Source organism: Lysinibacillus sp. JK80, assembly GCF_027557635.1.
Taxonomy (GTDB): domain Bacteria; phylum Bacillota; class Bacilli; order Bacillales_A; family Planococcaceae; genus Lysinibacillus; species Lysinibacillus capsici.
The window spans coordinates 3,763,282-3,787,908 of the sequence record NZ_CP058997.1; the positions used below are offsets into that span (position 1 = coordinate 3,763,282).

Annotated in this window: 24 protein-coding genes and 1 tRNA gene; 3 read left to right on the top strand and 22 right to left on the bottom strand. The window is 37.7% G+C overall.

Annotated features, from left to right (window positions below):
• Positions 1-244: 244 nt before the first annotated feature.
• The 9 genes from eno to HXV90_RS18925 all read right to left on the bottom strand — a co-directional run bounded on the left by eno (position 245) and on the right by HXV90_RS18925 (position 9,540).
• Positions 245-1,537, bottom strand: a complete 1,293-nt coding sequence (gene eno, locus HXV90_RS18885; protein WP_048390885.1) for a phosphopyruvate hydratase — start codon at positions 1,535-1,537, stop codon at positions 245-247.
• A gap of 2 nt (positions 1,538-1,539) precedes the next feature.
• Complete coding sequence (gene gpmI / locus HXV90_RS18890) at positions 1,540-3,081, bottom strand: 2,3-bisphosphoglycerate-independent phosphoglycerate mutase (protein ID WP_269897810.1); 1,542 nt, start codon at positions 3,079-3,081, stop codon at positions 1,540-1,542.
• The gene (tpiA, locus tag HXV90_RS18895) at positions 3,074-3,835 is read right to left on the bottom strand and encodes a triose-phosphate isomerase (RefSeq protein WP_048390882.1); all 762 of its coding nucleotides are present in this window, start codon (positions 3,833-3,835) and stop codon (positions 3,074-3,076) included. The genes gpmI and tpiA overlap by 8 nt, the downstream gene beginning before the upstream one ends.
• A gap of 19 nt (positions 3,836-3,854) precedes the next feature.
• Positions 3,855-5,039, bottom strand: coding sequence for a phosphoglycerate kinase (locus HXV90_RS18900; RefSeq protein WP_026023505.1), 1,185 nt, complete (start codon positions 5,037-5,039; stop codon positions 3,855-3,857).
• 542 nt (positions 5,040-5,581) lie between these two features.
• Complete coding sequence (gap, locus tag HXV90_RS18905; RefSeq protein WP_269897811.1) at positions 5,582-6,598, bottom strand: type I glyceraldehyde-3-phosphate dehydrogenase; 1,017 nt, start codon at positions 6,596-6,598, stop codon at positions 5,582-5,584.
• A gap of 126 nt (positions 6,599-6,724) precedes the next feature.
• Positions 6,725-7,777, bottom strand: a complete 1,053-nt coding sequence (locus tag HXV90_RS18910; protein WP_054549559.1) for a sugar-binding transcriptional regulator — start codon at positions 7,775-7,777, stop codon at positions 6,725-6,727.
• A 175-nt stretch (positions 7,778-7,952) separates the two neighbouring features.
• On the bottom strand, positions 7,953-8,075 hold the full coding sequence (locus tag HXV90_RS18915; RefSeq protein ID WP_004228055.1) for a hypothetical protein: 123 nt from the start codon (positions 8,073-8,075) through the stop codon (positions 7,953-7,955).
• Positions 8,076-8,336: 261 nt separating this feature from the next.
• Positions 8,337-8,570 carry a glutaredoxin family protein gene (locus HXV90_RS18920; RefSeq protein WP_054549560.1) on the bottom strand — a complete coding sequence of 78 codons (234 nt, stop codon included), beginning with the start codon at positions 8,568-8,570 and terminating at the stop codon, positions 8,337-8,339.
• Positions 8,571-8,622: 52 nt separating this feature from the next.
• Complete coding sequence (locus HXV90_RS18925; protein ID WP_066037092.1) at positions 8,623-9,540, bottom strand: DMT family transporter; 918 nt, start codon at positions 9,538-9,540, stop codon at positions 8,623-8,625.
• A 122-nt stretch (positions 9,541-9,662) separates the two neighbouring features.
• Here HXV90_RS18925 and HXV90_RS18930 point away from each other — a divergent pair, with 122 nt between their 5' ends.
• Positions 9,663-11,033, top strand: coding sequence for an aminotransferase-like domain-containing protein (locus tag HXV90_RS18930; RefSeq protein WP_269899048.1), 1,371 nt, complete (start codon positions 9,663-9,665; stop codon positions 11,031-11,033).
• 54 nt (positions 11,034-11,087) lie between these two features.
• Here the strand turns inward: HXV90_RS18930 and HXV90_RS18935 are convergent, their stop codons facing one another.
• The 3 genes from HXV90_RS18935 to HXV90_RS18945 all read right to left on the bottom strand — a co-directional run bounded on the left by HXV90_RS18935 (position 11,088) and on the right by HXV90_RS18945 (position 14,839).
• A complete protein-coding gene (locus HXV90_RS18935; RefSeq protein ID WP_269897812.1) occupies positions 11,088-13,361 on the bottom strand; it encodes a S9 family peptidase in 2,274 nt (757 codons plus the stop codon).
• 147 nt (positions 13,362-13,508) lie between these two features.
• Complete coding sequence (locus HXV90_RS18940; RefSeq protein WP_269897813.1) at positions 13,509-14,258, bottom strand: TPM domain-containing protein; 750 nt, start codon at positions 14,256-14,258, stop codon at positions 13,509-13,511.
• Positions 14,258-14,839, bottom strand: coding sequence for a LemA family protein (locus HXV90_RS18945; RefSeq protein WP_048390866.1), 582 nt, complete (start codon positions 14,837-14,839; stop codon positions 14,258-14,260). Before HXV90_RS18945 ends, HXV90_RS18940 begins: the two co-directional genes overlap by 1 nt.
• 133 nt (positions 14,840-14,972) lie before the next feature.
• Here HXV90_RS18945 and HXV90_RS18950 point away from each other — a divergent pair, with 133 nt between their 5' ends.
• Positions 14,973-15,587, top strand: a complete 615-nt coding sequence (locus tag HXV90_RS18950) for a spore coat protein (RefSeq protein ID WP_004228038.1) — start codon at positions 14,973-14,975, stop codon at positions 15,585-15,587.
• 51 nt (positions 15,588-15,638) lie between these two features.
• Here the strand turns inward: HXV90_RS18950 and HXV90_RS18955 are convergent, their stop codons facing one another.
• The 4 genes from HXV90_RS18955 to HXV90_RS18970 form a co-directional block, all read right to left on the bottom strand.
• Complete coding sequence (locus HXV90_RS18955) at positions 15,639-16,361, bottom strand: amino acid ABC transporter ATP-binding protein (RefSeq protein ID WP_048390865.1); 723 nt, start codon at positions 16,359-16,361, stop codon at positions 15,639-15,641.
• Positions 16,358-17,068: an amino acid ABC transporter permease gene (locus HXV90_RS18960; protein WP_004228035.1), complete on the bottom strand. Its 711-nt coding sequence runs from the start codon at positions 17,066-17,068 to the stop codon at positions 16,358-16,360. The genes HXV90_RS18955 and HXV90_RS18960 overlap by 4 nt, the downstream gene beginning before the upstream one ends.
• 86 nt (positions 17,069-17,154) lie before the next feature.
• Positions 17,155-17,952 carry a basic amino acid ABC transporter substrate-binding protein gene (locus HXV90_RS18965; RefSeq protein ID WP_004228033.1) on the bottom strand — a complete coding sequence of 266 codons (798 nt, stop codon included), beginning with the start codon at positions 17,950-17,952 and terminating at the stop codon, positions 17,155-17,157.
• 499 nt (positions 17,953-18,451) lie between these two features.
• Positions 18,452-18,526 (bottom strand) — tRNA-Arg (locus tag HXV90_RS18970).
• Between the two features lie 309 nt (positions 18,527-18,835).
• Here HXV90_RS18970 and clpP point away from each other — a divergent pair.
• On the top strand, positions 18,836-19,426 hold the full coding sequence (gene clpP, locus HXV90_RS18975; protein WP_004228025.1) for an ATP-dependent Clp endopeptidase proteolytic subunit ClpP: 591 nt from the start codon (positions 18,836-18,838) through the stop codon (positions 19,424-19,426).
• 55 nt (positions 19,427-19,481) lie between these two features.
• Here the strand turns inward: clpP and HXV90_RS18980 are convergent, their stop codons facing one another.
• The 6 genes from HXV90_RS18980 to trxB all read right to left on the bottom strand — a co-directional run bounded on the left by HXV90_RS18980 (position 19,482) and on the right by trxB (position 24,528).
• Complete coding sequence (locus HXV90_RS18980) at positions 19,482-19,739, bottom strand: HPr family phosphocarrier protein (RefSeq protein ID WP_004228023.1); 258 nt, start codon at positions 19,737-19,739, stop codon at positions 19,482-19,484.
• A gap of 112 nt (positions 19,740-19,851) precedes the next feature.
• Positions 19,852-20,799 (bottom strand): DNA-binding protein WhiA, encoded by a 948-nt coding sequence (whiA, locus tag HXV90_RS18985; RefSeq protein WP_269897814.1) that lies wholly within the window; start codon positions 20,797-20,799, stop codon positions 19,852-19,854.
• Between the two features lie 65 nt (positions 20,800-20,864).
• Positions 20,865-21,860 (bottom strand): gluconeogenesis factor YvcK family protein, encoded by a 996-nt coding sequence (locus HXV90_RS18990; protein WP_054549565.1) that lies wholly within the window; start codon positions 21,858-21,860, stop codon positions 20,865-20,867.
• Between the two features lie 4 nt (positions 21,861-21,864).
• Complete coding sequence (rapZ, locus tag HXV90_RS18995) at positions 21,865-22,758, bottom strand: RNase adapter RapZ (RefSeq protein ID WP_054549566.1); 894 nt, start codon at positions 22,756-22,758, stop codon at positions 21,865-21,867.
• Between the two features lie 9 nt (positions 22,759-22,767).
• Positions 22,768-23,235, bottom strand: a complete 468-nt coding sequence (locus tag HXV90_RS19000) for an NUDIX hydrolase (RefSeq protein ID WP_048390859.1) — start codon at positions 23,233-23,235, stop codon at positions 22,768-22,770.
• Positions 23,236-23,583: 348 nt separating this feature from the next.
• A complete protein-coding gene (trxB, locus tag HXV90_RS19005) occupies positions 23,584-24,528 on the bottom strand; it encodes a thioredoxin-disulfide reductase (protein ID WP_269897815.1) in 945 nt (314 codons plus the stop codon).
• Between the last annotated feature and the right edge of the window lie 99 nt (positions 24,529-24,627).

The window sequence follows — 24,627 nt, forward strand, 5'->3', positions numbered from 1 at the left end:
ATAATAACAGAATGTTGTAATAGGTTTCAATGAATAGATACTTAATGTCCGACACTTTCGGTTGTTCTAATTGAATAAGCTTACTCTGTAATTAGATAAGCAACTAAAAAACCCCCAATCTACAAGTGTTTATCACACTTATAAATCAGAGGTGAAGCAATACATAAGCCTAAATGTACAACATGGTTCAAATATAAAAGCTGTGTATTACTAAATTCAAAGTATTTTCTCTTCAATCAAATACTTATTTTAAGTTATAGAATGAATTTAAACCAAGATACTCTGCTGTTGAACCAAGTTGATCTTCGATGCGAAGAAGTTGGTTGTATTTAGCTACACGGTCTGTACGTGATGGAGCACCTGTTTTAATTTGACCAGCATTTGTTGCAACAGCGATATCAGCAATTGTCGCATCTTCTGATTCACCAGAACGATGAGAAATAACCGCTGTGTAGCCTGCACGTTTCGCCATTTCGATCGCTTCAAATGTTTCAGTTAACGTACCGATTTGGTTTACTTTGATCAGAATTGCATTTCCTACGCCTTGCTCAATACCTGCTGATAATTTTTTCGTATTTGTTACAAATAGGTCATCACCTACTAATTGTACACGATTGCCGATACGGTCTGTTAATAGCTTGTGTCCAGCCCAGTCGTTTTCGTCTAAGCCATCTTCAATTGAAATGATTGGGTATTTATTTGTTAACTCTTCGTACCAATCCACCATTTCCTCAGAAGTTTTGACAACACCTTCACCATCTAAGTGGTATTTGCCATCTTCTTTATTGAATAGTTCAGAGGATGCTACGTCCATTGCAAGTTTCACTTCGTCACCTGGTTTGTAGCCTGCTTTTTCGATCGCTTCTAAGATCACTGTAATTGCTTCTTCGTTAGAGCCTAGGTTTGGTGCAAAACCACCTTCATCACCTACTGCTGTGTTGTAGCCTTTTGCTTTTAGAACAGCTTTTAGGCTATGGAAGATCTCAGCGCCAATACGTAATGCATGACGGAATGATTCTGCACCAACAGGCATAACCATGAATTCCTGAATGTCTACATTGTTATCAGCGTGTGCACCACCGTTTAGGATGTTCATCATTGGTACTGGTAATTGCTTAGAATTGAACCCACCAAGATATTGATAAAGAGGTACATCTAAATAATCTGCCGCAGCATGTGCAACTGCCATGGATACACCTAAAATTGCGTTGGCACCAAGCTTGCCTTTGTTTTCCGTGCCATCTAGCTCGATTAAAGCTTTGTCGATGACTACTTGATCAAGAACAGAATAGTTACCTTCTAATTCTTCCGCAATAATTGTGTTTACATTTTCAACTGCTTTTAATACACCTTTGCCTAGGTAACGAGATTTGTCACCATCGCGTAATTCTACCGCTTCGTATTCACCTGTTGATGCACCTGATGGTACGATTGCGCGGCCAAATGCGCCTGATTCTGTAAATACTTCAACCTCTACTGTTGGGTTCCCACGTGAGTCTAAAACTTCGCGCGCATAAACTTGTGTAATAAATGGCATAATTAATTCTCCTCTTTTTCAATTAATGATTGTCCTGTCATTTCAGTAGGCTGTGACACCTCTAATAATTCTAACATGGTTGGCGCTAAATCGGCTAAAATACCACCATTTCTTAACATTATATTTGGTTTTGTCACAATTACTGGAACAGGATTTGTTGTATGAGCTGTCATTGGCTCACCTGCTAAAGTTAACACTTCATCAGAGTTGCCATGGTCAGCTGTAATAATAGCTGCGCCACCTTTTGCAAGGAGTGCGTCTACTACTCTCCCTAAGCATTCATCTACTGCTTCAATGGCTTTAATTGTTGGCTCCAGCATTCCACTATGACCAACCATATCAGGGTTGGCAAAGTTAAGAATAATGCCATCAAATTTTTCAGCCGCAATTTCTGCAAGTAAGGCTTCTGTCACCTCATAGGCAGACATTTCAGGTTTTAAATCGTATGTCGCCACCTTTGGAGAAGCAATTAAAATACGTTCCTCACCAGGGAATTTTTCCTCACGTCCACCACTCATAAAGAATGTAACATGTGGATATTTTTCAGTTTCCGCAATCCGCAACTGTGTTTTCCCATTCGTCGCTAATACTTCACCAATTGTATTTTTCAAGTTGTCATTTTCATAAGCAACCTGAGCGTTGACTTCATCACTATAGTGTGTGAAGGACACAAATTTTAAATTCTTTGGATGATTTGCAGATATAGCAAAGCCATCGAATGCTTCATTTGTAAAAACTGTTGACAGCTGAATGGCACGATCGGGACGGAAGTTAAAGAAAATCACTGCATCATGATCGCCAATTGTTGCTACTGGCTCACCATGCTCTTGAATGCTAAATGGGATGACAAATTCATCTGTTACCTCACGCTCATAGGATGCTGCTACACCACTTTTAGCACTTTCTGCTGTTTGACCAACGCCATCCACCAGTACATTGTAAGTCAGTGCCACACGATCCCAACGTTTATCGCGATCCATTGCATAGTAACGTCCATGAATAGAAGCAAATTGCCCTATGCCTATTTCAGCCATTTGCTTTTCCGCTTCTTCGATATAGTCTAATGCTGTTGTTGGACCAACATCACGACCATCTAAGAAGCCATGTACATAAACTTCCTCTAATCCCTGCTGTTTAGCTAGCTTTAATAGTGCAAACATATGCTCATAATGACTATGAACACCACCGTCTGATAATAAGCCCATAACATGTAGCTTTGACTGATGAGCTTTCACATGTGCTACTGCATCTAAAAAGGCTTGATTCGTGAAGAAATCTCCATCACGAATAGATTTATTTAAGCGTGTTAAGCTTTGATAGACGATACGTCCTGCACCGATATTTAAGTGCCCCACCTCAGAATTCCCCATCTGTCCTTCAGGTAATCCAACGGCTTCTCCCGCTGCTGTTAATGTCGCATGAGGAAATTGATGCCAATATCGATCAAAATTTGGCTTATTGGCCTGTGCTACTGCATTCCCGAATGTTTCATCTCGAAATGCAAAGCCATCTAAAATAATTAATGCTACTGGCTTTTTAGGCATTTGCTGCCGCCTCCAATAATGTTAAATAAGATTCTGGTTGTAAGCTTGCTCCACCAACTAAAGCACCATCAATATGTTCTTTGGATAAAAGCTCCTGAATGTTATCAGGCTTAACACTGCCACCATATTGAATGCGGACGGCATTCGCAGTTTCAGCATTATATAGCTCTTCTACTACTGCCCGAATCGCTCCGCATACTTGATTTGCATCGTCTGCCGTAGCCGTTTTACCAGTACCAATCGCCCAAATCGGTTCATACGCAATGACCATATGCTCTACTTGCTGTGCTTCAAACCCAGCAAGTGCCGCTTTAATTTGGCCAGCCACTTTTTGCTCTGTTGTGCCTGCTTCACGTTCTTCTAGTGTTTCGCCACAGCAAATAATAGGTACGATAGTATGTGCAAGTGCTGCTGCTACCTTCTTATTAATCGCTTCATCTGTTTCATTGTAGTATTCGCGACGTTCAGAGTGTCCTAAAATGACATAGTCAACATCCACACTTGCTAGCTGTGCTGGACTAATTTCACCCGTAAAAGCACCTTCATTTTCATAGTGCATAGTTTGTGCACCAATTGCCAGCTCTGACTCACTAGCAACTTGCACAAGTGTAGGTAGGTAAAGAGCTGGTGCGCAAATAACAGCATCTACTTTGTCATTGGAAGGAAGTTTTTCTTGTACAGCATCTACAAACTGAATAGCCTCTTCAAATGTTTTAAACATTTTCCAGTTACCTGCAATAATTGGTTTACGCATCATTTTGCCTCCGATTAGCTTATTTATCGTTTAGTGCTACAATCCCTGGAAGCTCTTTGCCTTCCATTAATTCTAAGGAAGCACCACCACCTGTAGAAATGTGATCCATCTTATCTGCTACTTCAAATTTTTCAACTGCTGCAGCTGAATCACCGCCACCGATTACTGTGTAGCCAGCTGTTGTTGCCATTGCATCAGCAACTGTTTTTGTGCCGTTTGCAAATTTGTCCATTTCAAAGACACCCATTGGTCCATTCCAAATGATTAATTTAGAGTTTTTGATAACTTCTGCATAGTTTGCAGCCGTTTTAGGTCCAATATCTAGACCCATCCAATCAGCTGGAATAGCATCTACATCAACGATTTGTGTTTCAGCATCCTGTGAAAATTCATTTGCCACAACAGCATCGACTGGCATATGTAATTGCACACCTTTTGCTTTTGCCTTCTCAATAAAGGACTTTGCTAGCTCAATTTTATCTTCCTCTAGCAATGATTTACCGATATCGTGGCCTTGTGCCTTAATAAATGTAAAGGATAAACCACCACCGATAATTAAGTGATCTACTTTTTCTAATAAGCTTTCAATAACACCAATTTTATCTTTTACTTTGGCACCACCAATAATGGCTGTAAACGGATGCTCAGGGTTAGACAATGCCTTACCTAGTACATCTAATTCCTTTTGCATTAAGAATCCAGATACAGCTGGAATATGCTTAGCAATTCCTTCTGTAGAAGCATGAGCTCGGTGGGCTGCACCAAAAGCATCATTAACATAAATATCTGCTAGCTGAGCAAATTGCTGTGCTAATGTAGGATCATTTTTTTCTTCACCAGCATGGAAGCGTACATTTTCAAGCAGTAGAATATCTCCATCTTGCATGTTTGCAACGGCTTCTTCCACCGCTTGCCCAATGGATTCATCAAGCTTCGTAACAGGCTTGCCCATTAATTCCGCTAAGCGAATGCCAACAGCCGTTAAACGCATATCCTCTTTCACTTCACCTTTTGGACGACCTAAGTGAGAAGCTAGAATAACTTTAGCACCCTGCTCTACTAAATACTCAATTGTAGGAATAGCTGCACGAATACGCGTCTCATCTGTAATAGCACCGTCTGCCATTGGTACATTAAAATCTACACGTACAAAAACGCGTTGACCCTTAACATCAATATCTTTCATTGTTTTCTTATTTAACATGAAGAAACTCCCTTCAAAGTTTGTTTTAGTCTTACACCCTTGTGTTTTACCCATCTTGGCTCTACACCATGCTTACTAAATTCAATAGTCATTTTGGTACTTTTTCAGCGTCACTATCTCGTGTAAGTATGATTCTCCAACTTTTGATAATGAACCCTAATACTTGTTTTTATAGTAGCAAAAGTTAACTGCGATGTCTTGCAATCAACATGTATCAATTACGCCTCAGCGTAATTGCGTCCAGATTTTTTTTGAACTTGCTCGAAACATTTCTCTTCAAAATCTGTGACGTTAGCTGACCTTTTAGCTTGATTCAGTCGGTGATTGAACACCAATGAATCAAGAGAGTCATTTGTGTAATCATCTCATTACCTATAGAGGTGGGGTTTTCTGCTGAATCTAGAAAAAAAGGAGTAAGGGTTATCCCTTACTCCCAATACCCTTGTATATTATATCTATTCGATATTATAAAGGCTATACTTTTTGTGCATAAAAAGCAGTAATATGTCACACTTTTTACTCAAAATGTCGAAATATGATACTTATTTATGGTTTAAGCCTTGTTCAGCAATGTATAAAGCTAGGTCCATTAAGCGAGTAGAGTAACCAATTTCGTTATCATACCAAGCTAAAACTTTCACCATTTTGTTTTCTAACACCATTGTTGAAAGGCCATCTACCGTAGAAGAATAATGGTTACCGTTATAATCAATTGATACTAATGGTAGCTCATTGTAATCTAAAATACCTTTTAATTCATTTTCAGAAGCTTCTTTTAATGCTGCATTAATTGTTTCTTTCGATACATCTGCTTTTAGCTCTACAACTAAGTCAACACATGATACGTTAGGTGTTGGCACACGCATAGAGAAACCATCTAGCTTACCTTTTAATTGTGGTAATACTTTTGATACAGCTATCGCTGCACCTGTTGTTGTTGGAATCATAGACACCGCTCCAGCACGTGCACGACGAGGGTCAGAGTGTGGGAAGTCTAGAATTCGTTGATCATTTGTATAAGAGTGAATTGTTGTCATCATACCACGTTCAATGCCAAATTTCTCATCAAGCACTTTAGCTACTGGTGCTAGACAGTTAGTTGTACAAGAAGCATTGGAGATCACATCATCAGTTGCTGGGTTATAATCCTCATGGTTTACACCCATAACAAATGTAGGCATTGCGCCTTTTGCTGGTGCCGATAGAATCGCTTTTTTCGCCCCTGCTTCAATATGCTTGCCTACTTCTTCCATTGAACGGAATCGACCAGTACATTCAAGCACTACATCTACGCCTAATTCGCCCCATGGTAATTGGGCAGGATCTTTTTCAGCATATACTTTTACACGTTGACCATTTACTACGAAAGAATCTTCATCTGCATTGACTTCAGCATCATAGATACCGTGTACTGAATCATATTTCAATAAGTGCGCAAGCTGACCAGCATCTGTTAAGTCGTTTACGGCTACTACTTCAAATTCATCATGCTTCATTGCCTCACGAAATACTAAACGTCCAATACGTCCAAATCCATTAATCGCTAATTTTAATGCCATTGTTAATTCCTCCAATAATGTGTGATGTCTGTCTCTATGAATAGAGACATCAAAATTTACTTTATGCTCATTCAAAAAATGCTTTAGCACTTTCTGAGATCGAGTGACATGTTTACAACTTTGCCATCATTCAAGATGCTTATTTTCTATAGAAGATATTTTAGCAGCAATTGCTTTGGCCGCTGCTTCATCTGTTACAAATATGGTTTGCTTAGGTGCTACTTTGAAATAAGAAAGCATTGCATTGACCTTCTGTTTTCCTGCTGCAACTGCAATGACCTGCTCACTGTTTTGTACCTGCTCAAGCTGGATACCAATTGTGCGTATACGATGTACTATTTCTCCGTCTGCATTGAAATAATAGCCGAAAGCCTCACTCACAGCGCCTTTTTCCTCAAGAATTCGTAAATCCTCAGGAGATGAGTTACGACGAATCGCCATTTCCTCTGCAGAGCCAATCCCATGAATGACGCAATCTGCTTGATCATAGAAGGCCATCATTTCTGTTACCATCGGCTCTGTTAGCATCGCTTGATAAGCTTGCTCACTTAAATGCTCTGGTAAAAATAAAGTACGATATTGTGTTTCCATTTGCATGGCAAATGTTGCAACAAGTGTATTGGCCTGCATTTGCATTTCATGTCCAATCCCCCCGCGTGCAGCTACAAAAGTGATATCCTTTTGTCCGTCTAAAGGATGTAAAAACTGCGCAAGTGAGGCAACAGATTTTCCACCAGTGACAGCTACAACTTGCTCATCAAAAGCAGCCGACATAAATTGCAATGCTGCTTCTTTGCCTAGCATGCTTAGGATTGTATGATCCTCATTGTAATCACCAGGAACTACGACTACACGTTGGATGCCAAAGTGGCTTTCAAGCACTTTTGCAAGCTGGGTTAAACCAGACCATTCATAAACGATAGCTCTTAATTTTTCAATGACTATTTCACCATCATCTGTACATACCATACCCGACTTTTGCGCATCTAATAACCCTTGTTCACGTAAAATATCAGTTTCTTTGCGTATTTCTCTTTCTGTCATTTTCAGTGAATCAGCTAGTGTACGTCGTCCGATTGGTTGCATAAGTTGAACGGCTTGCAATATTCGATATCTTGCTTGCAGAAGCGGATACATTTCAGGAAGTAGCCTTTGCTGTGCCTCTGGAACAGTTAACATATCTATCTACTCCCCTAATTAATAGTGGTGGGTTTGTTTTTAACCCACTTAATTATTTTGTGTCCCACTTATGCTTTTATTATAATATGCATTGTTTTAAAGTGCAAGTAGTTGTATTGTTCTGGATAAAAAAAAGCCTCATAGCTCTAAAAACAGCTACAAGACTTTGTTGAACTTATTTAGTGAAAGATAAAATCGCATTCTTTTTAAAACCTTCTAAAGCTTTTGTTGCTTCAGTTTTATTTGTAAATTCAAAAATACGAACGTCCTTTTTCTCAAATACTGTAATAACCCACATTGTAAAATCTCCCTTCACATCATTCATTTTTGTAATATAACAACCACTAAAATTTGTGATACATTTGCTAAACTGTTTTATAACAACTTCTTACTTGATACCTATTCTACTCCGATTTTTAGGAAAAGAAAGTCTAATGTGAAGGTCTTCACAAACTGTTCAAATTCAAACCGCTTTCATTGAACAATTTGTGAATTGTGAGAATGACAGCTAATAATAAAGTCATTTATACCGTTAATAATTCTTTATACTTTCAGTAGATTAACTGCCTAATCGCTCCATTAACGTGGCATAATCTAAATGACCATACTGAATGACGACACCCTCTTTTTCAACAACCGGAATCATTAGCATATATTTTTCATGTATACGATCATCCTGCTCTATATCAATTATTTCAATATCAAATAGAACATCTTCCTGAACAAGCTTTAATGTCTGTAGCCCTTCTACACATAAAGGACAATTCGCCCTACTAAAAAATTTAATTTTCATAGATAGCACCTCCTCCTTTATTATAAACGATGTGGCAATGAAGAAATGGCTACTATTCTTTGATGATGTTTATTTGAGCTGTCTTAGCATCCTTCTTTGTAATGGTTGTATTTTTGCCAACAATGACGGAAATCACGACAATCATTGCCACGACGATCGTAAACCAAGAGATGGATTCATTTAAAAATAGCGCAGCAAAAAGAATCATTAAAAATGGCTGTAAATATTGGATCTGACTAACTCTTGCAATACCTCCTAAAGCCATTCCCCCATACCAAGCAACATATGCTAAAAACTGACTGACAACAGCTAAATATAACAGGCTAACCCACGCTGTAAGAGGGGCATGTAGCATTTCCAAGGAAAATTGGGAAATGACAGGGACAATAAAAAAGGGAGCCGCCATCAAAATAGCCCAAGCAATCACCTGCCAGCTCCCTAATTCCTTCGCTAACTGTCCTCCTTCTGCATAGCTAAGACCTAATATTACAACTGCTGCTAATAATGCTAGATCTGCCATATGTAATTGGCCTAAGCCTAAAAAGCTAGCATAAATAATAACGGCTATAGCCCCAATAACACTCGATAACCAAAACTTAAATGAGGGACGTTCACCTGCTCTGAATAAAGCAAAACCCGCAGTCGCTAAAGGTAAAAGTGCTAATTCTACCGCTCCGTGAGAAACTGGTAACCTTGTCATTGCCCAAGATGTAAGTAAAGGAAACCCTAATACAGCCCCAAAAGATACTATTATCAAGCTTTTAAATTGTCTAGCAGTTGGTAGTCTTTCTTTTCTTACAAGTAAAACAATGGCTACGATGAACGCCGCAATGACAGCTCTCCCCAATCCTACAATTGTCGCTCCAAAATATGGTACAGCTGTACTTGTTGCAGGTAACGTTAGACTAAAGCAAATTACGCCCACAAATCCTAACAGCAAACCTATTTTTTCTTTTCTTTTATCCTGCATGTTCTCATCCTTTCATTTTCCTCTCCATCTGTCCCTGGTATAATCCATAGTAAGTGGCGCTATCTCAAAAATAAACAGAATTTTCTACCAACTGTCCTGGTACAGATAAAGGAGGAAGGATGATGATTGCAAAATATTTAGAAGTTGTAGAGGACATTAAAGAGCAGCTTGCTAATGGTGTGCTCCTTACAGGCAGTAAACTACCTTCCGTTCGACAACTGTCTGAGCAATTTTCCTGCAGTAAAAATACAGTGATAAGAGCGTATAATGAATTAGAAAAGGAGCATCTTATTTTTTCCAAACCCAAAAGTGGCTATTATGTTGTGAATAACATAGAGCAACCAACTACAAACCAACAAGTTATTGATTTTTTATCAGCTGGTCCAGACAAAAGCATTATGCCCTATATTGAATTTCAGCATTGCATCAATCAAGCTATTGACACATTTAAAGAGGAATTATTTAGTTACAGTGATCAGCAAGGGCTTTACTCGCTGCGTGTACAATTGGCTAAGTATCTACAGGACTTACAGGTCTTTACTGAACCTGATCGATTATTTATTGTCTCGGGCTCACAGCAAGCATTACATTTACTAGCGGCGATGCCTTTTCCGAATGGTAAAAATAATATATTAATAGAACAACCTACCTATTTTGGTTTTATAGAATCTGTCCATCTGCAACAAGCTACAACTTTCGGGATTGATTTAACAATGGAGGGCATTGATTTAGATCGTCTTGACTATATTTTTCGCAATAATGACATTAAGTTTTTTTATACTGTGCCGAGATTCCATAATCCTCTTGGTCATAGCTATACAAATGACGAAAAAAGAAAGATTGTGGAATTAGCAGAAAAATATGATGTTTATATTGTAGAGGATGATTTTTTAGGAGATTTAGATCCTAATAAAAAAGCGGATCCGTTTTTTTCTTTTAATCCCACTGGCAGGGTTATTTATATTAAAAGCTTTTCAAAGGTATTTCTTCCGGGTTTAAGAGTAGCGACAGTCGTCCTTCCCACTATAATGACAAATCATTTTCTACGTTATAAATTTAGTGCTGATTTCAATAGCTCTGTGCTCTCGCAGGGTGCCTTAGACATTTATTTAAAAAGCGGTATGTTTAATAGTCATATTAAAAAGATTAAAGAGCTTTATGTAAGAAAAATGAGCGTTTTACAGGAGGCTTGCGAATCATTACTTCCCACCTCTACTAACTATACGAAACCAGTATCAGGCTTTTATCTTTCCATTGTTCTTCCTGATAATGTAAGTGCTAGGCAGGTGGTTCATTTATTAAAGGAAAAAAATATATTGATGGATGACGCTGCTAGAATGTATCTACCAGAATTTAAAAAGGATAATCTTATTCGTTTAAGTATTTCTCAGGTAGATGAACCATTAATTTACACTGGTATTGAGGAACTAGCACTGTGCATTTCATCATTTGAACGTAAAATGCGCTATCCAAATCCCATTCACCTATTGTAATTAAAAAAGGCATTGATTGTGAGCAAGCTACACATCAATGCCTTTCGTTTTAAATTATTTTAAATGACTATCGAAGAATTTTACCATGGCATTATAGAATTCAATTCTATTTTCTTCATTTGCAAAGCCATGTCCTTCATTATCTTTTAGCATGTACTCTACATCCACACCCCTAGCGCGTAAGGCTTCCACAATTTGATCGGATTCTGCTTTGTTCACACGTGGGTCATTTGCTCCTTGTGCGACAAATAATGGTGTTTTGATTTTATCTGCATGGAAAACTGGTGAAACAGCAGTTAACAATTCTTTGTCTTTCTCTGGATGACCTACGCGCTCATAAAACATGTTACGCATAGTTTCCCAGTAAGGAGGGATGGTATTTAATAATGTAAATATGTTAGATACCCCTACATAATCAACTGCAGCAGCATATAAATCAGGTGTATACGTAATACCTGCTAATGTTGCATAACCACCAAATGATGCCCCATAAATACCGATGCGATCAGGGTCTGCAATGCCTTGGTCAATTGCCCATTGGACACCATCAGTGATGTCATCTTGAATCTTCAGACCCCATTGCTTATTACCAGCCTGAAGGAATTCTTTACCATATCCAGTTGACGAACGGAAATTTACCTGTAGCACTGCATAACCACGATTAGCTAATAATTGTACTTCTGGGTTGAAGCCCCACATATCACGTGCCCAAGGCCCACCATGAGGATTGACAATAAGAGGGAGATCTTTTGCTTCTTTATTTTTCGGTAAAGTTAAATAGCCATTAATCGTTAAACCATCTCGGCTCTTATATGAAATTGGATGCATTTCTGCCAGTTCATTCGGATTTAACCAAGGGCTTAAAGTGGCCAACTCGGTTAACTCATCTGTCGTAGAATCGTAATAATAATATTTTCCATAGACAGTATCACTTGAAACACTCACAATAAATTTGGTCATTTCTTTATTGTAATCATTGATACCAAGCTCACTTTCATGCACATTCAGCTTGCTTTGGATTTTACGGAAAAGCTTTTCAAAGTTCTCGTCAAAGAATTGGTAATGTGGTTTATCTGTTATATACGCACCATATAGCAATTTATCGTGTTCGGCACTATATAAGACACCAGAAACATCTACTTGATCATTAGACATAATTACTTCTTCATTACCTTTTAAGTCGTATTTCACAACTTCTACTTTGTCTCTACCTTTGTTAGATGTAGCGTAAATGTATTGATTGTCTTTTGAGAAAGCTAGTGGCATTACTTCATCTCCAGCTTCCATTTCAATAAATGGCTTGAATTCATCCTTTTCAGAATCTCGATAAAGAATCGTTCCTTCCACACCATCTGAGGCTACAGCAATTCGTACATTTCCATTGCGATCTGCTAGCCAGCTCGTAATATTACCCGGATTTTTTGCAACGTGAGTTGTTTCCCCAGTCTTTACATTCAACTTGTAGACATCAAAAACTGTTGCATCTTCCTTATTCATCATGATAAGAATTTCATCTTTAACACCCTGTAGACCACTTAATATCCCAACTGTGACATTTGGATATGGCGTTAGATCTTTTTCCTCAGAGCCATTAAATGTTGTAGAATAAATATGGAAATTCTCATCTCCACCTTTATCCTTTACGTAGAGTAAATTATTATCCTTCCAGTAAAATCCTGCAACGTCTCGATCTTTTGAATTGGAAACACGAACAGGCTCACTATCATCATTCATCTTTTTCACGAAAACATTCGCTCTGTTCTCCCAAGCAGAGGAAAAAGTAATGTAATTGCCATCTGGCGAAAGTTCATAACCAAAATTACCAGGATTTTTCATAAAGTCTTCAACTGAAATTTCCTTTACACCTTCATGATTGGAACCATTTTTTATTTGTTTTGCATTGTTTAAAATTTTTACTGCATCTTGTTTTGAAATTGCTTCTGTATTTAATGATAAGCCATTAAATAAACCAATCTTATTGGCCTTCTCTAAATAGTCAGCAAGTGAAGCTTCTTTTTCTTCTTTATTTAACGCTCTAACTAAAATACGAGCCGCTTCATCACGTTTAATTGTCAAACTTAAATCTGTGAATTCTCCAGCCTTGACCCATTTATCAATAATTTGTTGACGCATTGAATCTGAACCGTGCTGGAATGTTAAAGTTGTTACAGCTAAATTCAAAAATTCCTGCGCTGACACACGTTCTTCTTGTGCTGTTACTGTGCTATTAGTTTCATTTGCAGCACGGACTTCTTGCATTGTTGCAGGAATAACTACAGAGGTTGTTAAAATAATTGCTAACGATGCAGATAAAAATCTTTTTTTCAAAATGATTCCTCCCTATATCAGTTTACGCTATATCGTTTGTCGATATATTTAAATTATAACAATTCTAGCATTATTGTCAATAATTGAGAGGTTTTTAATTAAGCCAAAATGAAAGCGAACTATATAGAATAGTTCGTCATACCTCTATTAAAATTTCCTGCTTGCTCCCCCACCAGCAGAAGATCCGCCACCAAATCCGCCAAAGCCCCCTCTACTCGAATGTCCTCCACCAAAACTTCCTGGATAACCGCCATAGCCTCCAGAGCGAGGACCTCCGCCGCCTTTCGAAAAGAATGAATAGATAATAATAACAACGATAATGATTAGGATAATTAACCAAGTGGGTATGCCATCCTCTTCTTTTGTTTGCGCTGGCAAATCACCGTTCCAATTATACTCTTGGGCAACAGCGCGGAAAACTTCAGAATAGGTTGCTTGAAAAGCTTGGTCTAGATTACCAGCACTTGCTGAGGGATAAAATGCGTTATCTAAAATGCGTCCTAATTTACCATCTGGTAATGCTCCTTCTAATCCTTGACCCACGGCAATTACAACGTCGTTATTTCCTTCCCCTTGACCTAAGGTAGCTAAAATCAGGACACCGTTATTTTTTTCCTTGTCACCAATGCCCCATGACCGAATCAATTTTGTCGCATACATTTTCGGCTCTTGTCCATGAAGACTATCAACTGTGACTACCATGATTTCAGCACCCGTGCCTTGATCCAACTGCTCAGAATATAGATTTATCTCTTCTTTGACATTCGCAGAAATTACATTGGCAAAGTCATGTATATACGTATTTTTCATCGGTGATGGCATCGTTGCTTCTGCTAGATTCGAGAAAAAAAGAAGCACCGAACAAACGATGATCATCTGTACAATGCAACGTTTCATTAATGTGTACCCGATTGACTAAAATCGATAGATGGTGCTTTGTCCGCTCCTGCTGTGGCTTTAAAGTATTCTTTTTGTTCAAAGCCAAACATACCTGCCATCAAATTCCCCGGGAAACGTTTAACATGTTTATTGAATTGCTGTACCTCATTATTGTAATCCTCACGTGCTACTGCCAGACGATTTTCCGTACCTGCTAGCTCATCCATTAACTGGCGGAAGTTTGCATCTGCCTTTAAGTTTGGGTAATTTTCTACAACTACTAGTAAACGACTAAGAGCGCCAGTTAAAGCATCATTGGCAACAGCTTGCTCCTCTGGTGAGCTTGCACTTCCCATTTGTGCACGTGCCTCCGTAATATTCGCTATCACCTCTTGCTCATGATTCGCATAGCCTTTCACAGATTCCACTAGATTGGGAATCAAATCATAGCGACGTTGGAGCTGATTTTCAACTTGTGCCCATTTAGAATCAACATTTTCCTCGGCTGTCACCAGACTATTGTATTTAGGTATAAATAATAAGGCGATTACAACAAGAATGATGACAATTATTCCAATTGGTCCAAGTAACTTTTTCAATTTTAATCCTCCTTGACTTGCTTTTCCTTCTATCTTTAGTCTACATTTTTACCTTTACATTTATACCGTATGAAATTGAATTGACACGACATACTAAATACTGCAACAAAAAATTATTGAGGAGGCGTTTTTTTTGTCACAATCGTTTTACAATGAATCATCAAACCAAACAAATTTAAATCAACAACATAGCCTAAATCATGGTGGACATGAAATGATGGACATGCATGAAACAATTGGCGAAATTATTGCAGGTATGAACCAAGCGATTATTTTGCGTCCCCATGTAAAAGATCCTGAATTACTCAACATTTTGGATCGCCAATATAATTTCACTCTTGGTATGTACAATACGATCGTAGAGTCCTTTAAAACAGGACACGATCCATCTGTTCCAACAGGACGCTACCAAATGGAAACAGGAAATGATTTCAAATATGGCCTAAATCCTGGTCAACCAAAAAAGCCGATGCAAAACGCTAATGAAATTAATGATGAAGCTATTTCCGGATTTTTACTTGGAGCTCAAAAAGGAGCAGCAAAATGTATGACAACTGCTGCGTTGGAGACAACAAACCCTGTAGTTCGTCGCGTTGTTGCGGATAGTATTCCTAACTGTATTGAGATGGGATACGAATTATCCATTTATCAAAATAAACACGGCTATTATCAGGTGCCTCAGTATTCCCAACAGGATATGCAAACGATGCTGAATGCATTCGACACAACATCTAATCCCCTTCATTAAATAAGAACAGCACAAAAAAAGCGAACGAGCATGTCGTTCGCTTTTTCAGCTTTATAATACTTTTCCTAAAAACGCTTTCGTACGGTCGCTTTGGGGATTGCCGAATAGTTCCTCTGGAGACCCTTCTTCCACAATATAGCCCCCATCCATGAAGACTACTCGATCACCTACTTCACGAGCAAAGCCCATTTCATGTGTCACAACTACCATTGTCATCCCTTCAGCTGCTAGATTTTTCATAACATCTAGCACCTCTTTTACCATTTCAGGGTCAAGTGCTGAAGTTGGCTCGTCAAATAAAATAGCTTTTGGCTTCATTGCTAAGGCACGAGCAATCGCCACACGCTGTTGCTGACCACCTGATAGCTGCTCAGGATAATTATAGGCCTTGCTGTCGAGCCCGACCTTTTTTAATAGCTCATGTCCTAAAGCTTCTGCGTCTGTACGATTCATTTTACGAATTTGCATAGGTGCCATCGTGACATTATCGATAACAGTCATATGCGGGAATAAGTTAAATTGTTGGAACACCATACCCACTTCAGCGCGAATTTCATTGATATTCGTTTTAGGATCATTAATTTTTACATTTTCAATATAAATAGCACCATCCGTTACTTCTTCTAACATATTGATGCAACGGAGAAATGTACTTTTTCCTGAACCAGACGGCCCAATAACACAGACAACTTGTTTTTCTTGAATTTCATAATCGATTCCTTTTAATACTTCAAGCTTGCCAAAGTATTTGTGTAGGTTTTCAATTTTTATCATCTAGCTTCCCGCCCTTCTACCTTAGCTTTACGAGGGACATAGCTATTGCTAAATCGTTTCTCGATAAATGCTACAATCTTCGTTACACCATATGTCAACACTAAATATAATAATGCTGCAACGATATACGGTTCCCAGAAGCGGAAGCTTGCACCAGCTACGACCTTACTAGCGTATAAAATATCTGGTGCTGCAATTACAGTTACGAGTGAAGAATCTTTTAATAATGCAATAAATTCATTGCCCAATGGCGGAATCATACGTCTAAATGCTTGAGGTAAAATGACCTTACGCATCGCTTGGTTATGCGTTAATCCAAGAGAGCGAGCAGCCTCCATTTGCCCTTTTGCAATACTTTGAATCCCTGCACGGAAAATTTCCGCATTATAAGCAGCACAGTTTAAAATAAGCGCTGTAATCCCTGATACCATATAACCTAAAGAATGACCAAAAATTGTTGGAATAACTGCTAAGTGAATTAACAAGATTTGTACAAGCATCGGTGTTCCACGGAATAAATCGATATATAGTTTAGATGGCCAATAAATCCATTTTTTACTCGATAATTTTCCAAGGCCTAAAAATAGTCCTAATAGAATACCGCCAAAATAACCACTAAGTGTCAAAATAAGTGTTACGCCAATACCTCGTATAAACATATCTCGGTAGTTCCAGACAATGTCCCAGCGTAAGTCAAAGATGTCCATCCGAAAACCCCATTCCCCTTTAAATTACAATTAATAAATGAACTGTTAGCACAGTTACTATGTTAGTAGCATCATTTCATTCATTTTTATTGAAAATCAATGCCTGTAATTTCTTTTAATTTACCGTTTTCTTTAATCTTTTTAAGACCTTCGTTTAATTTATCTAGCAATTCTTTATTCCCTTTTTGAACCATGAAGCCATAGTATTCTTTTTCGAATGCATCATCTTCAATTACTTTTAGTTTTTGATCTGGGTGAGCTTTGATATATTCATAAACTACTGCATTATCTCCGATAGCTGCATCAACATTACCATTTAGCATCTCTTGGATAGCGATTGGCTGACTTTCAAAAGCCATAATATTTGTACTTGCTTCCCCTTGTAGCTTTTTCGCTGCCATATGACCAGTTGCATTGATTTGTACAGATACTTTTTTATCTTTTAATTCATCAAGAGATTTAATCTTTGAATCTTCTTTCACAACAATTAATAACTGAGACTCATAATACGGTTCTGTAAAATCAAATGATTCTTTACGCTCTTCCGTAATTGTGATTCCAGAAGCACCGATATCTGTTTCACCGTTCTTAATTGTTTGGAACACTGGCTCCCATCCAATATTATTCCACTCAACCTCAAAGTCCATCTCATCTGCAATAGCTTGTAGAATATCGACATCAATCCCTACAATTTTCCCTGAATCGTCAACAGATTCAAATGGTGCAAAAGTTGCCTCAGTACCTACTTTGTAAACCTTTTTGCCATCTCCACCATCTTCTGAAGATGAGCTACCTGAAGATGCATCATCTTTTGTACCACAACCTGCAAGTGCTAATGTTAAAGCTGCAATAATCATCAGTAACATCCAACCTGTTTTTTTCATTGTATTTCCCCCTAGTTCGATAATTTTCCGAATTACGTATTATTTTTCGCAATTCGGAAATGTTAGACTATTAGGTCAATTATATTAACATTATAGTATTTAGACAACAACTTTTCGCATAAAATTAAATATTTTTTCATATAAATTTATAATAAATTCATATAATTTGAAAAAACATGTATAAATAACAAGAAAATTAACCTAAAACTAATATATATACAATAAGAACCATGCCAAATTTCGATAAATTTAGGCAAAAAAAAAGAATCCCCTCAGATAGGATTCTTTTTTTTCGACTATTACTAGTCTCACGTACAGTATGTTCACTAAAAAATAATTTGGAGTTGTTGCTTTTTTGAAGGTTTGAAAGGAATAAATAGGGGAATAATGCCAACTAGGACAGTATTCCCTTTATTCTTCCTCTCGATCTCCAGTAAGCAGGCTGCTAAACTACTTATTAGGAGATGAGCTATAACAGTATATCAATTGATCAGTAAAATGGCGCCCTCGGAGGGAATCGAACCCCCAGTGCAAGAACCGGAATCTTACGTGTTATCCATTACACCACGAGGGCAAAAGACACAAAAAAAAAGTACTCACTCTAGGCTTACGAAAAGCATGATGTAGATAACCCTCATTTTTGAAGCATACCTGCAAAATAGTGTCCTGTACTTTAAACCTTATAACCTTAATCATTATACAAGCCTATCCTATATAATTCAACCATAGAATGCAAAAACAATTTATTTTTTTTAATTTCACTTTAGCAGGGTTAATATTTGACCTTCCCTGACTATAATGTGTATGATAAGGATACAGCTGAAATACAAAGGAAAATTTTCAGCAAAGGTATTCGAATTTAGCTTTTTAAGGAGGATTTAACATGAATTTAATTCCTACAGTTATTGAACAAACTAGTCGTGGTGAGCGTGCATATGACATTTATTCACGTCTACTTAAAGACCGTATTATCCTTTTAGGAAGTGCTATTGATGACAATGTTGCTAACTCCATTGTCGCTCAGCTTCTTTTCCTACAAGCAGAAGATCCAGATAAAGATATCTCTCTTTATATTAACTCACCTGGCGGATCCATTACGGCTGGTATGGCTATCTATGACACAATGCAAATCATTAAACCACAGGTACAAACTATTTGTATTGGTATGGCTGCATCAATGGGTGCTTTCCTACTTGCAGCTGGAGAACCTGGTAAACGTTTTGCCTTACCAAATGCTGAAGTCATGATTCACCAACCACTAGGTGGTGCACAAGGTCAAGCGACAGAAATTGAAATTGCTGCTAAACGTATTCTATTCTTACGTGAAAAATTAAATGGCATTTTATCTGAACGCACTGGTCAACCACTTGAAGTCATTGCAAGAGACACAGATCGTGATAACTTCATGACTGCTGAACGTGCAAAAGAATACGGTTTAATCGATCATATTATGCACCGTAGCGATAATAAATAAAAAAATAGAAGGCATCACAGAATTGCTCTGTGATGCCTTTTGTATTTAATGAATGTTAATCTTCATTTTCAATAATTGTTGCCAATGCTGTAACCGCTTGCTCAGCATCGTTACCTTCACTGCTTAAAGTCACTTCGGTACCTTTAGCAACTGCTAAGCTCATAACACCCATAATGGATTTGGCATTTACTTTTTTCTCATCTTTTTCTAGAAAGATATCAGCACTAAAACGATTTGCTTCTTGCACAAATAGTGCTGCTTGTCTAGCTTGTAGTCCTAATTTTAATTTAACCTGGACTCTTCTCTCAATCATTCTCAAAACTCCCCTTCACTACCGTTCGTCTATTAGTTTTATCTTACCTTACTTACTGGCAAAAGAACAATAAGCGATTAGCATGACATTCATACCTGAAAAGTATGATAACTTAACCACCTATTTTTTCACCACTCCTTAATGCATCCGCAATCTCATCAATTTTTCTCAATCGATGGTTAACACCTGATTTACTAACCGTTCCACTAGATACCATTTCACCAAGCTCTTTTAATGTCACATCTTGGTATTCAACACGGAGACGTGCTATTTCACGAAGCTTCTCTGGTAGTTGATCAAGACCAATTGAATTTTCAATAAATCGAATATTCTCAACCTGCCGTAATGCTGCTCCAATGGTTTTATTTAAATTGGCAGTTTCACAGTTCACAATACGGTTGACACTATTACGCATATCTCGCAAAATCCGAACATCTTCAAATTTCATCATAGCCTGATGCGCTCCAACAATATTAAGGAAATCTGAAATTTTTTCTGCTTCTTTTAAGTAAGTTACAAAGCCTTTTTTACGTTCAATTGTTTTGGCATTGAGTTCAAATTCATTCATCAAATCCATTAATGCCTCACCATGTTCTTTATATAAAGAATAAACCTCTAAATGATAAGCCGATGTTTCTGGATTATTGACGGAACCTCCTGCTAAAAAGGCTCCTCTTAAATAAGCTCTTTTTTGGCCGCTCTTTTGAATGAGCTTTCTTGAGATAGTATGGTTAAATTGAAAGTCGTCTGAGATGATTTCTAAATCAATTAATAGCTCACGCGCTCCTTCTCTTACACGGCATATATACACATTATTTTTTTTCAATCGCATTTTCTTACGAACAAGTAATTCAACATTGTACGGATACAATTTTTTCATAATCGTATATAGTCTTCTGGCAATTGCAGCGTTTTCGGTTTGCACGTCTAAGCTTAGTTGTTTATTTGCAAAGGATAATGAACCATTCATACGAATTAGGGCAGAAACTTCTGCTTTCATACAATGATTGTCTGCTTCTATTTGTGTCAATTCTTTTTTTGTTTCAGAAGCAAAAGACATATCACGCCCCCCTTTCAATCATGATTTCTATGTATATGTTCATCTTACCATATACAATAAAGCCATTATGTTTCTATTATTGGTCCTCTTACTTTTTGATGGTAAATATCAGCATAATCTACCAGCCATTCTGCAACATTTGTAGCATTATGTCGAACCGTTCCATCTGGTCGAATTGTAGCAATGTCTCGTTTGATAACTTCTAAACCCATACTTTCAAGCTTTGCTACGTCAAATGTTACTGGTTCCGCTCTTTCTTCTTTATACAGTTCTTTTACAGGGTTAGGGAGTTCTTCATCATTTACTAAGATGGAATCGATAAAATCATGGCCAACATGCTTATGTATGGCTGTTACATGATCGCCTGCTGTATAAGAAATGGTTTCACCCTTTTGTGTCATTAAATTACAAACATATATTTTTCTTCCTTTAGCCTTAACAACTGCTTCACCTATTTCCTTAACAAGCAAATTAGGAATAATACTTGTATATAAGCTTCCTGGTCCTATTAAAATATAATCTGCACGAAGTATTGCACGAATAGCTTCTGGCAACGGTTGCACATTTTCAGGTACTAAAAAAACGCGATTAATGCGTTTCGTCGCTGTCGGGATTTTTGATTCTCCCTCGATAATTGAACCGTCCTCAAGCACAGCATGTAAGGTGATTTTTTTATTAGCTGCTGGAATAACTCGACCATGAACTTTTAAAACCTTTCCCATCTCACTGATAGCATGATTGAAATCACCAGTAATATCAGTAAGGGCTGTAAGCATTAAATTCCCTAAGGAGTGACCTCGTAAGTCTTCAGATGCCGAAAAACGGTATTGAAACATTTGCTCTACAAGGGGCTCAATATCTGATAATGCTGCAATCACATTGCGTACATCACCAGGCGGTGGGATATCGTAATCATCACGTAAACGACCTGAAGATCCACCATCATCTGCTACTGTTACGATAGCAGTAATATCAAATGGGTGATGCTTCAGACCGCGAAGTAACGTGGAGAGCCCTGTGCCACCACCAATTACCACAAGCTTTGTTTGCTTTTTCCCCATTCACTCATTCCTTTCTACGATTAATATCACGATGCGTAATAACCGTATTTTCCTTGCCCGCAAAATATGCACCAAAAAATTCTGCTAATGTCACGGAGCGATGCTGGCCCCCAGTACAACCAAAAGCAATAACAAGCTGTGATTTACCTTCTTGTCGATAGAGAGGAATCATAAAGTCTAATAAATCCGTCAGTTTTTGTATAAGGATTTGCGTATCTTCCAACGCTAACACATAAGAAGATACCTCTGTTTGAAGACCCGTTTTTGGACGTAGCTCCTCCACATAGTATGGGTTTTTAAGAAAACGAACATCAAACACTAAGTCCGCATCAATCGGCATACCATGTTTAAAGCCAAAGGACATAATGTTAACGGTAAAAATAGTATCTGCCTCACTTGCAAATTCTTTTACGATTTTTTCACGTAATTGCTTTGGTTTCATGTTAGATGTGTTATAAACAAAATTGGCACGACCCTTTACTTCAGATAAAAGTACTCGTTCCTGTTTAATTCCATCTAGAGGTAAACCATTCACTGCTAATGGATGTGCACGTCTCGTTTCTTTATACCGTCTGACTAATGTGGCATCATCTGCATCTAAAAATAAAATACGAGCAACAATATCGCCTTCTTTTAGTATATGGTCTAATGCGCCAATTAGAGCATCAAAAAAGTCGCCTCCGCGCATATCCATTACTGCTGCAATTCGGGTACTGTTTTTACCAGAATCTCTTAATAAGGTTAAAAAAGTTGTAAGTAACGCAGGTGGTAAATTATCAATACAGTAATACCCTAAATCCTCAAAGCTTTGAATAGCTACTGTTTTCCCAGCCCCAGACATTCCTGTAATAATAACCAATTCATGTGTACTTTGTTGGCCTTCAACCACCACTGTCATGCAACTCCTTTATTGTTCTTTTGAAATTTGTATTTTCTGATGAAGTAATTCAAAATTCGTTGTATAGTCAAACGTGCCATACTGAATGCCTGATTGCGAAACAGCAAATTGTAAATTAGTTCGATCTCCTTCAGCCATTGGCAAATGTGCTAAATCCTCTACTGGGTGCCATGCAAGTTTGCCTTCTCTTGTTTCTTCGAATGGTACTCCATCTACATCCTTTGCAACAAATGTATAGAGCATCCATTCATCCACTACGTCATTGTTTTCTTTAATGATCATCGTATAAACACCCTTTAAATGAACATGTAAAGGTATGACGTTTGTCTCTTCTTGAAATTCTCGAATAGCAGCCTCGAAGATTGACTCGCCACTCTCCATTTTCCCTCCTGGTGCTACATACCAGCCTCGTCTTGGTTTCTGAAGTAATAATACTTTACCGTCTTTTACGGCAATTAAATTTGCAATTCTTTGCATAGGCACACCTCTAATCACTTTTGCATTCTACTCTTCATTATAACAAGACCTTGTAAGTTTTGTCCTCATTTACAACTCTTGTACGCAGACAATTAACAATTTAGTTCTATTCAAAGATAACCATTTCATCTTGGGCGAAATTTACGTTTATCGTGATATTATTATTTGATTTTTTACACATAAAAAAGTAGGTTGCTCCCACCTATTGGAGGCGGAAACAACCTACTAAACAAAATAAAAGGGGGATTGCTAATTACATTTTTAATCATACACCTTTTATATGTCATTCAAGTTACAGCAATATTAAAACCACATTAAAATTGTATTTTTTTCCTTAAAATAGCCCTATTAGGCATTAATTTTCTCTAATAGCTCTTCTACATAATGTTGAACAGCTTGCGCGGCAATACTACCGTCACCAGTTGCTGTTACAATTTGACGAAGTGATTTTTCACGAACATCTCCAGCTGCAAAGATACCTGGGATTTTTGTTTCCATCGTTTCATTTGTCAAAATATAGCCAGCCTCATTTAAAATACCTAATGACTCAAATGGTTTCGTTAACGGAAGCATACCTATATAGACGAAAACACCATCTGTAGCAAATTCAGATTCTGTACCATCGACAGTTGATTGTAGTGTTACACTGCCAACTTTACCATTCGCTTCATTGATTTCTTTTACAGTTGCATTCCAAATGAAATCAATTTTTTCATTGGCAAAGGCACGATCTTGGAGAATTTTTTGTGCACGTAATTTATCACGACGGTGGACAATTGTCACTTTATCAGCAAAGCGAGTTAAATAAACACCCTCTTCAACAGCTGAATCTCCGCCACCTACGACAACTAGATTTTTTTGTTTAAAGAATGCTCCATCACATACTGCACAGTAGCTGACACCACGGCCACCAAGCTCTTTTTCACCAGGCACACCCATTTTTTTATACTCAGCACCAGTGGTGATAATAATGGCACGTGTTTTATATTTTTTTGCACCTGATTTAATTGTTTTATATTCTTCTCCATCGATGATTTCCGTTACATCACCATAGGCATATTCAGCACCAAATTTTTTAGCATGCTCAAACATTTTTGTAGAAAGCTCTGGTCCTAAAATTGTCTCAAAACCTGGGTAGTTTTCTACTTCTTCAGTGTTTGCCATTTGTCCACCAGGAATGCCACGTTCAATCATTAAAGTAGACAAATTTGCACGAGATGTATAAACAGCGGCAGTCATCCCAGCAGGACCTGCACCAATAATTACTACATCATAAATTTTTTCTTCCGACATAAATACTTCCCCCTAAACAGAATACTTTTTATCTTCATTCAACCAATACATCTAACGTCATCTATAGAAGAAGATCAATGACGCTAAGGAAAAATTGGT

Excerpts from the sequence above, each read along its gene's own strand:
- HXV90_RS18940 (WP_269897813.1), bottom strand. The coding sequence starts at position 14,258 with ATGAAACGTTGCATTGTACAGATGATCATCGTTTGTTCGGTGCTTCTT.
- HXV90_RS18920 (WP_054549560.1), bottom strand. The coding sequence starts at position 8,570 with ATGAAAATTAAATTTTTTAGTAGGGCGAATTGTCCTTTATGTGTAGAA.
- trxB (WP_269897815.1), bottom strand. The coding sequence starts at position 24,528 with ATGTCGGAAGAAAAAATTTATGATGTAGTAATTATTGGTGCAGGTCCT.
- clpP (WP_004228025.1), top strand. The coding sequence starts at position 18,836 with ATGAATTTAATTCCTACAGTTATTGAACAAACTAGTCGTGGTGAGCGT.
- tpiA (WP_048390882.1), bottom strand. The coding sequence starts at position 3,835 with ATGCGTAAACCAATTATTGCAGGTAACTGGAAAATGTTTAAAACATTT.
- HXV90_RS18990 (WP_054549565.1), bottom strand. The coding sequence starts at position 21,860 with ATGGGGAAAAAGCAAACAAAGCTTGTGGTAATTGGTGGTGGCACAGGG.
- HXV90_RS18960 (WP_004228035.1), bottom strand. The coding sequence starts at position 17,068 with ATGGACATCTTTGACTTACGCTGGGACATTGTCTGGAACTACCGAGAT.
- HXV90_RS18915 (WP_004228055.1), bottom strand. The coding sequence starts at position 8,075 with ATGTGGGTTATTACAGTATTTGAGAAAAAGGACGTTCGTATTTTTGAA.
- HXV90_RS18955 (WP_048390865.1), bottom strand. The coding sequence starts at position 16,361 with ATGATAAAAATTGAAAACCTACACAAATACTTTGGCAAGCTTGAAGTA.
- HXV90_RS18930 (WP_269899048.1), top strand. The coding sequence starts at position 9,663 with ATGATTGCAAAATATTTAGAAGTTGTAGAGGACATTAAAGAGCAGCTT.
- gpmI (WP_269897810.1), bottom strand. The coding sequence starts at position 3,081 with ATGCCTAAAAAGCCAGTAGCATTAATTATTTTAGATGGCTTTGCATTT.
- HXV90_RS18925 (WP_066037092.1), bottom strand. The coding sequence starts at position 9,540 with ATGCAGGATAAAAGAAAAGAAAAAATAGGTTTGCTGTTAGGATTTGTG.
- eno (WP_048390885.1), bottom strand. The coding sequence starts at position 1,537 with ATGCCATTTATTACACAAGTTTATGCGCGCGAAGTTTTAGACTCACGT.
- HXV90_RS18900 (WP_026023505.1), bottom strand. The coding sequence starts at position 5,039 with ATGTTAAATAAGAAAACAATGAAAGATATTGATGTTAAGGGTCAACGC.
- whiA (WP_269897814.1), bottom strand. The coding sequence starts at position 20,799 with ATGTCTTTTGCTTCTGAAACAAAAAAAGAATTGACACAAATAGAAGCA.
- HXV90_RS18910 (WP_054549559.1), bottom strand. The coding sequence starts at position 7,777 with ATGTTAACTGTTCCAGAGGCACAGCAAAGGCTACTTCCTGAAATGTAT.
- HXV90_RS18965 (WP_004228033.1), bottom strand. The coding sequence starts at position 17,952 with ATGAAAAAAACAGGTTGGATGTTACTGATGATTATTGCAGCTTTAACA.
- rapZ (WP_054549566.1), bottom strand. The coding sequence starts at position 22,758 with ATGACAGTGGTGGTTGAAGGCCAACAAAGTACACATGAATTGGTTATT.
- gap (WP_269897811.1), bottom strand. The coding sequence starts at position 6,598 with ATGGCATTAAAATTAGCGATTAATGGATTTGGACGTATTGGACGTTTA.
- HXV90_RS18980 (WP_004228023.1), bottom strand. The coding sequence starts at position 19,739 with ATGATTGAGAGAAGAGTCCAGGTTAAATTAAAATTAGGACTACAAGCT.
- HXV90_RS19000 (WP_048390859.1), bottom strand. The coding sequence starts at position 23,235 with ATGCAAAGAATTGCAAATTTAATTGCCGTAAAAGACGGTAAAGTATTA.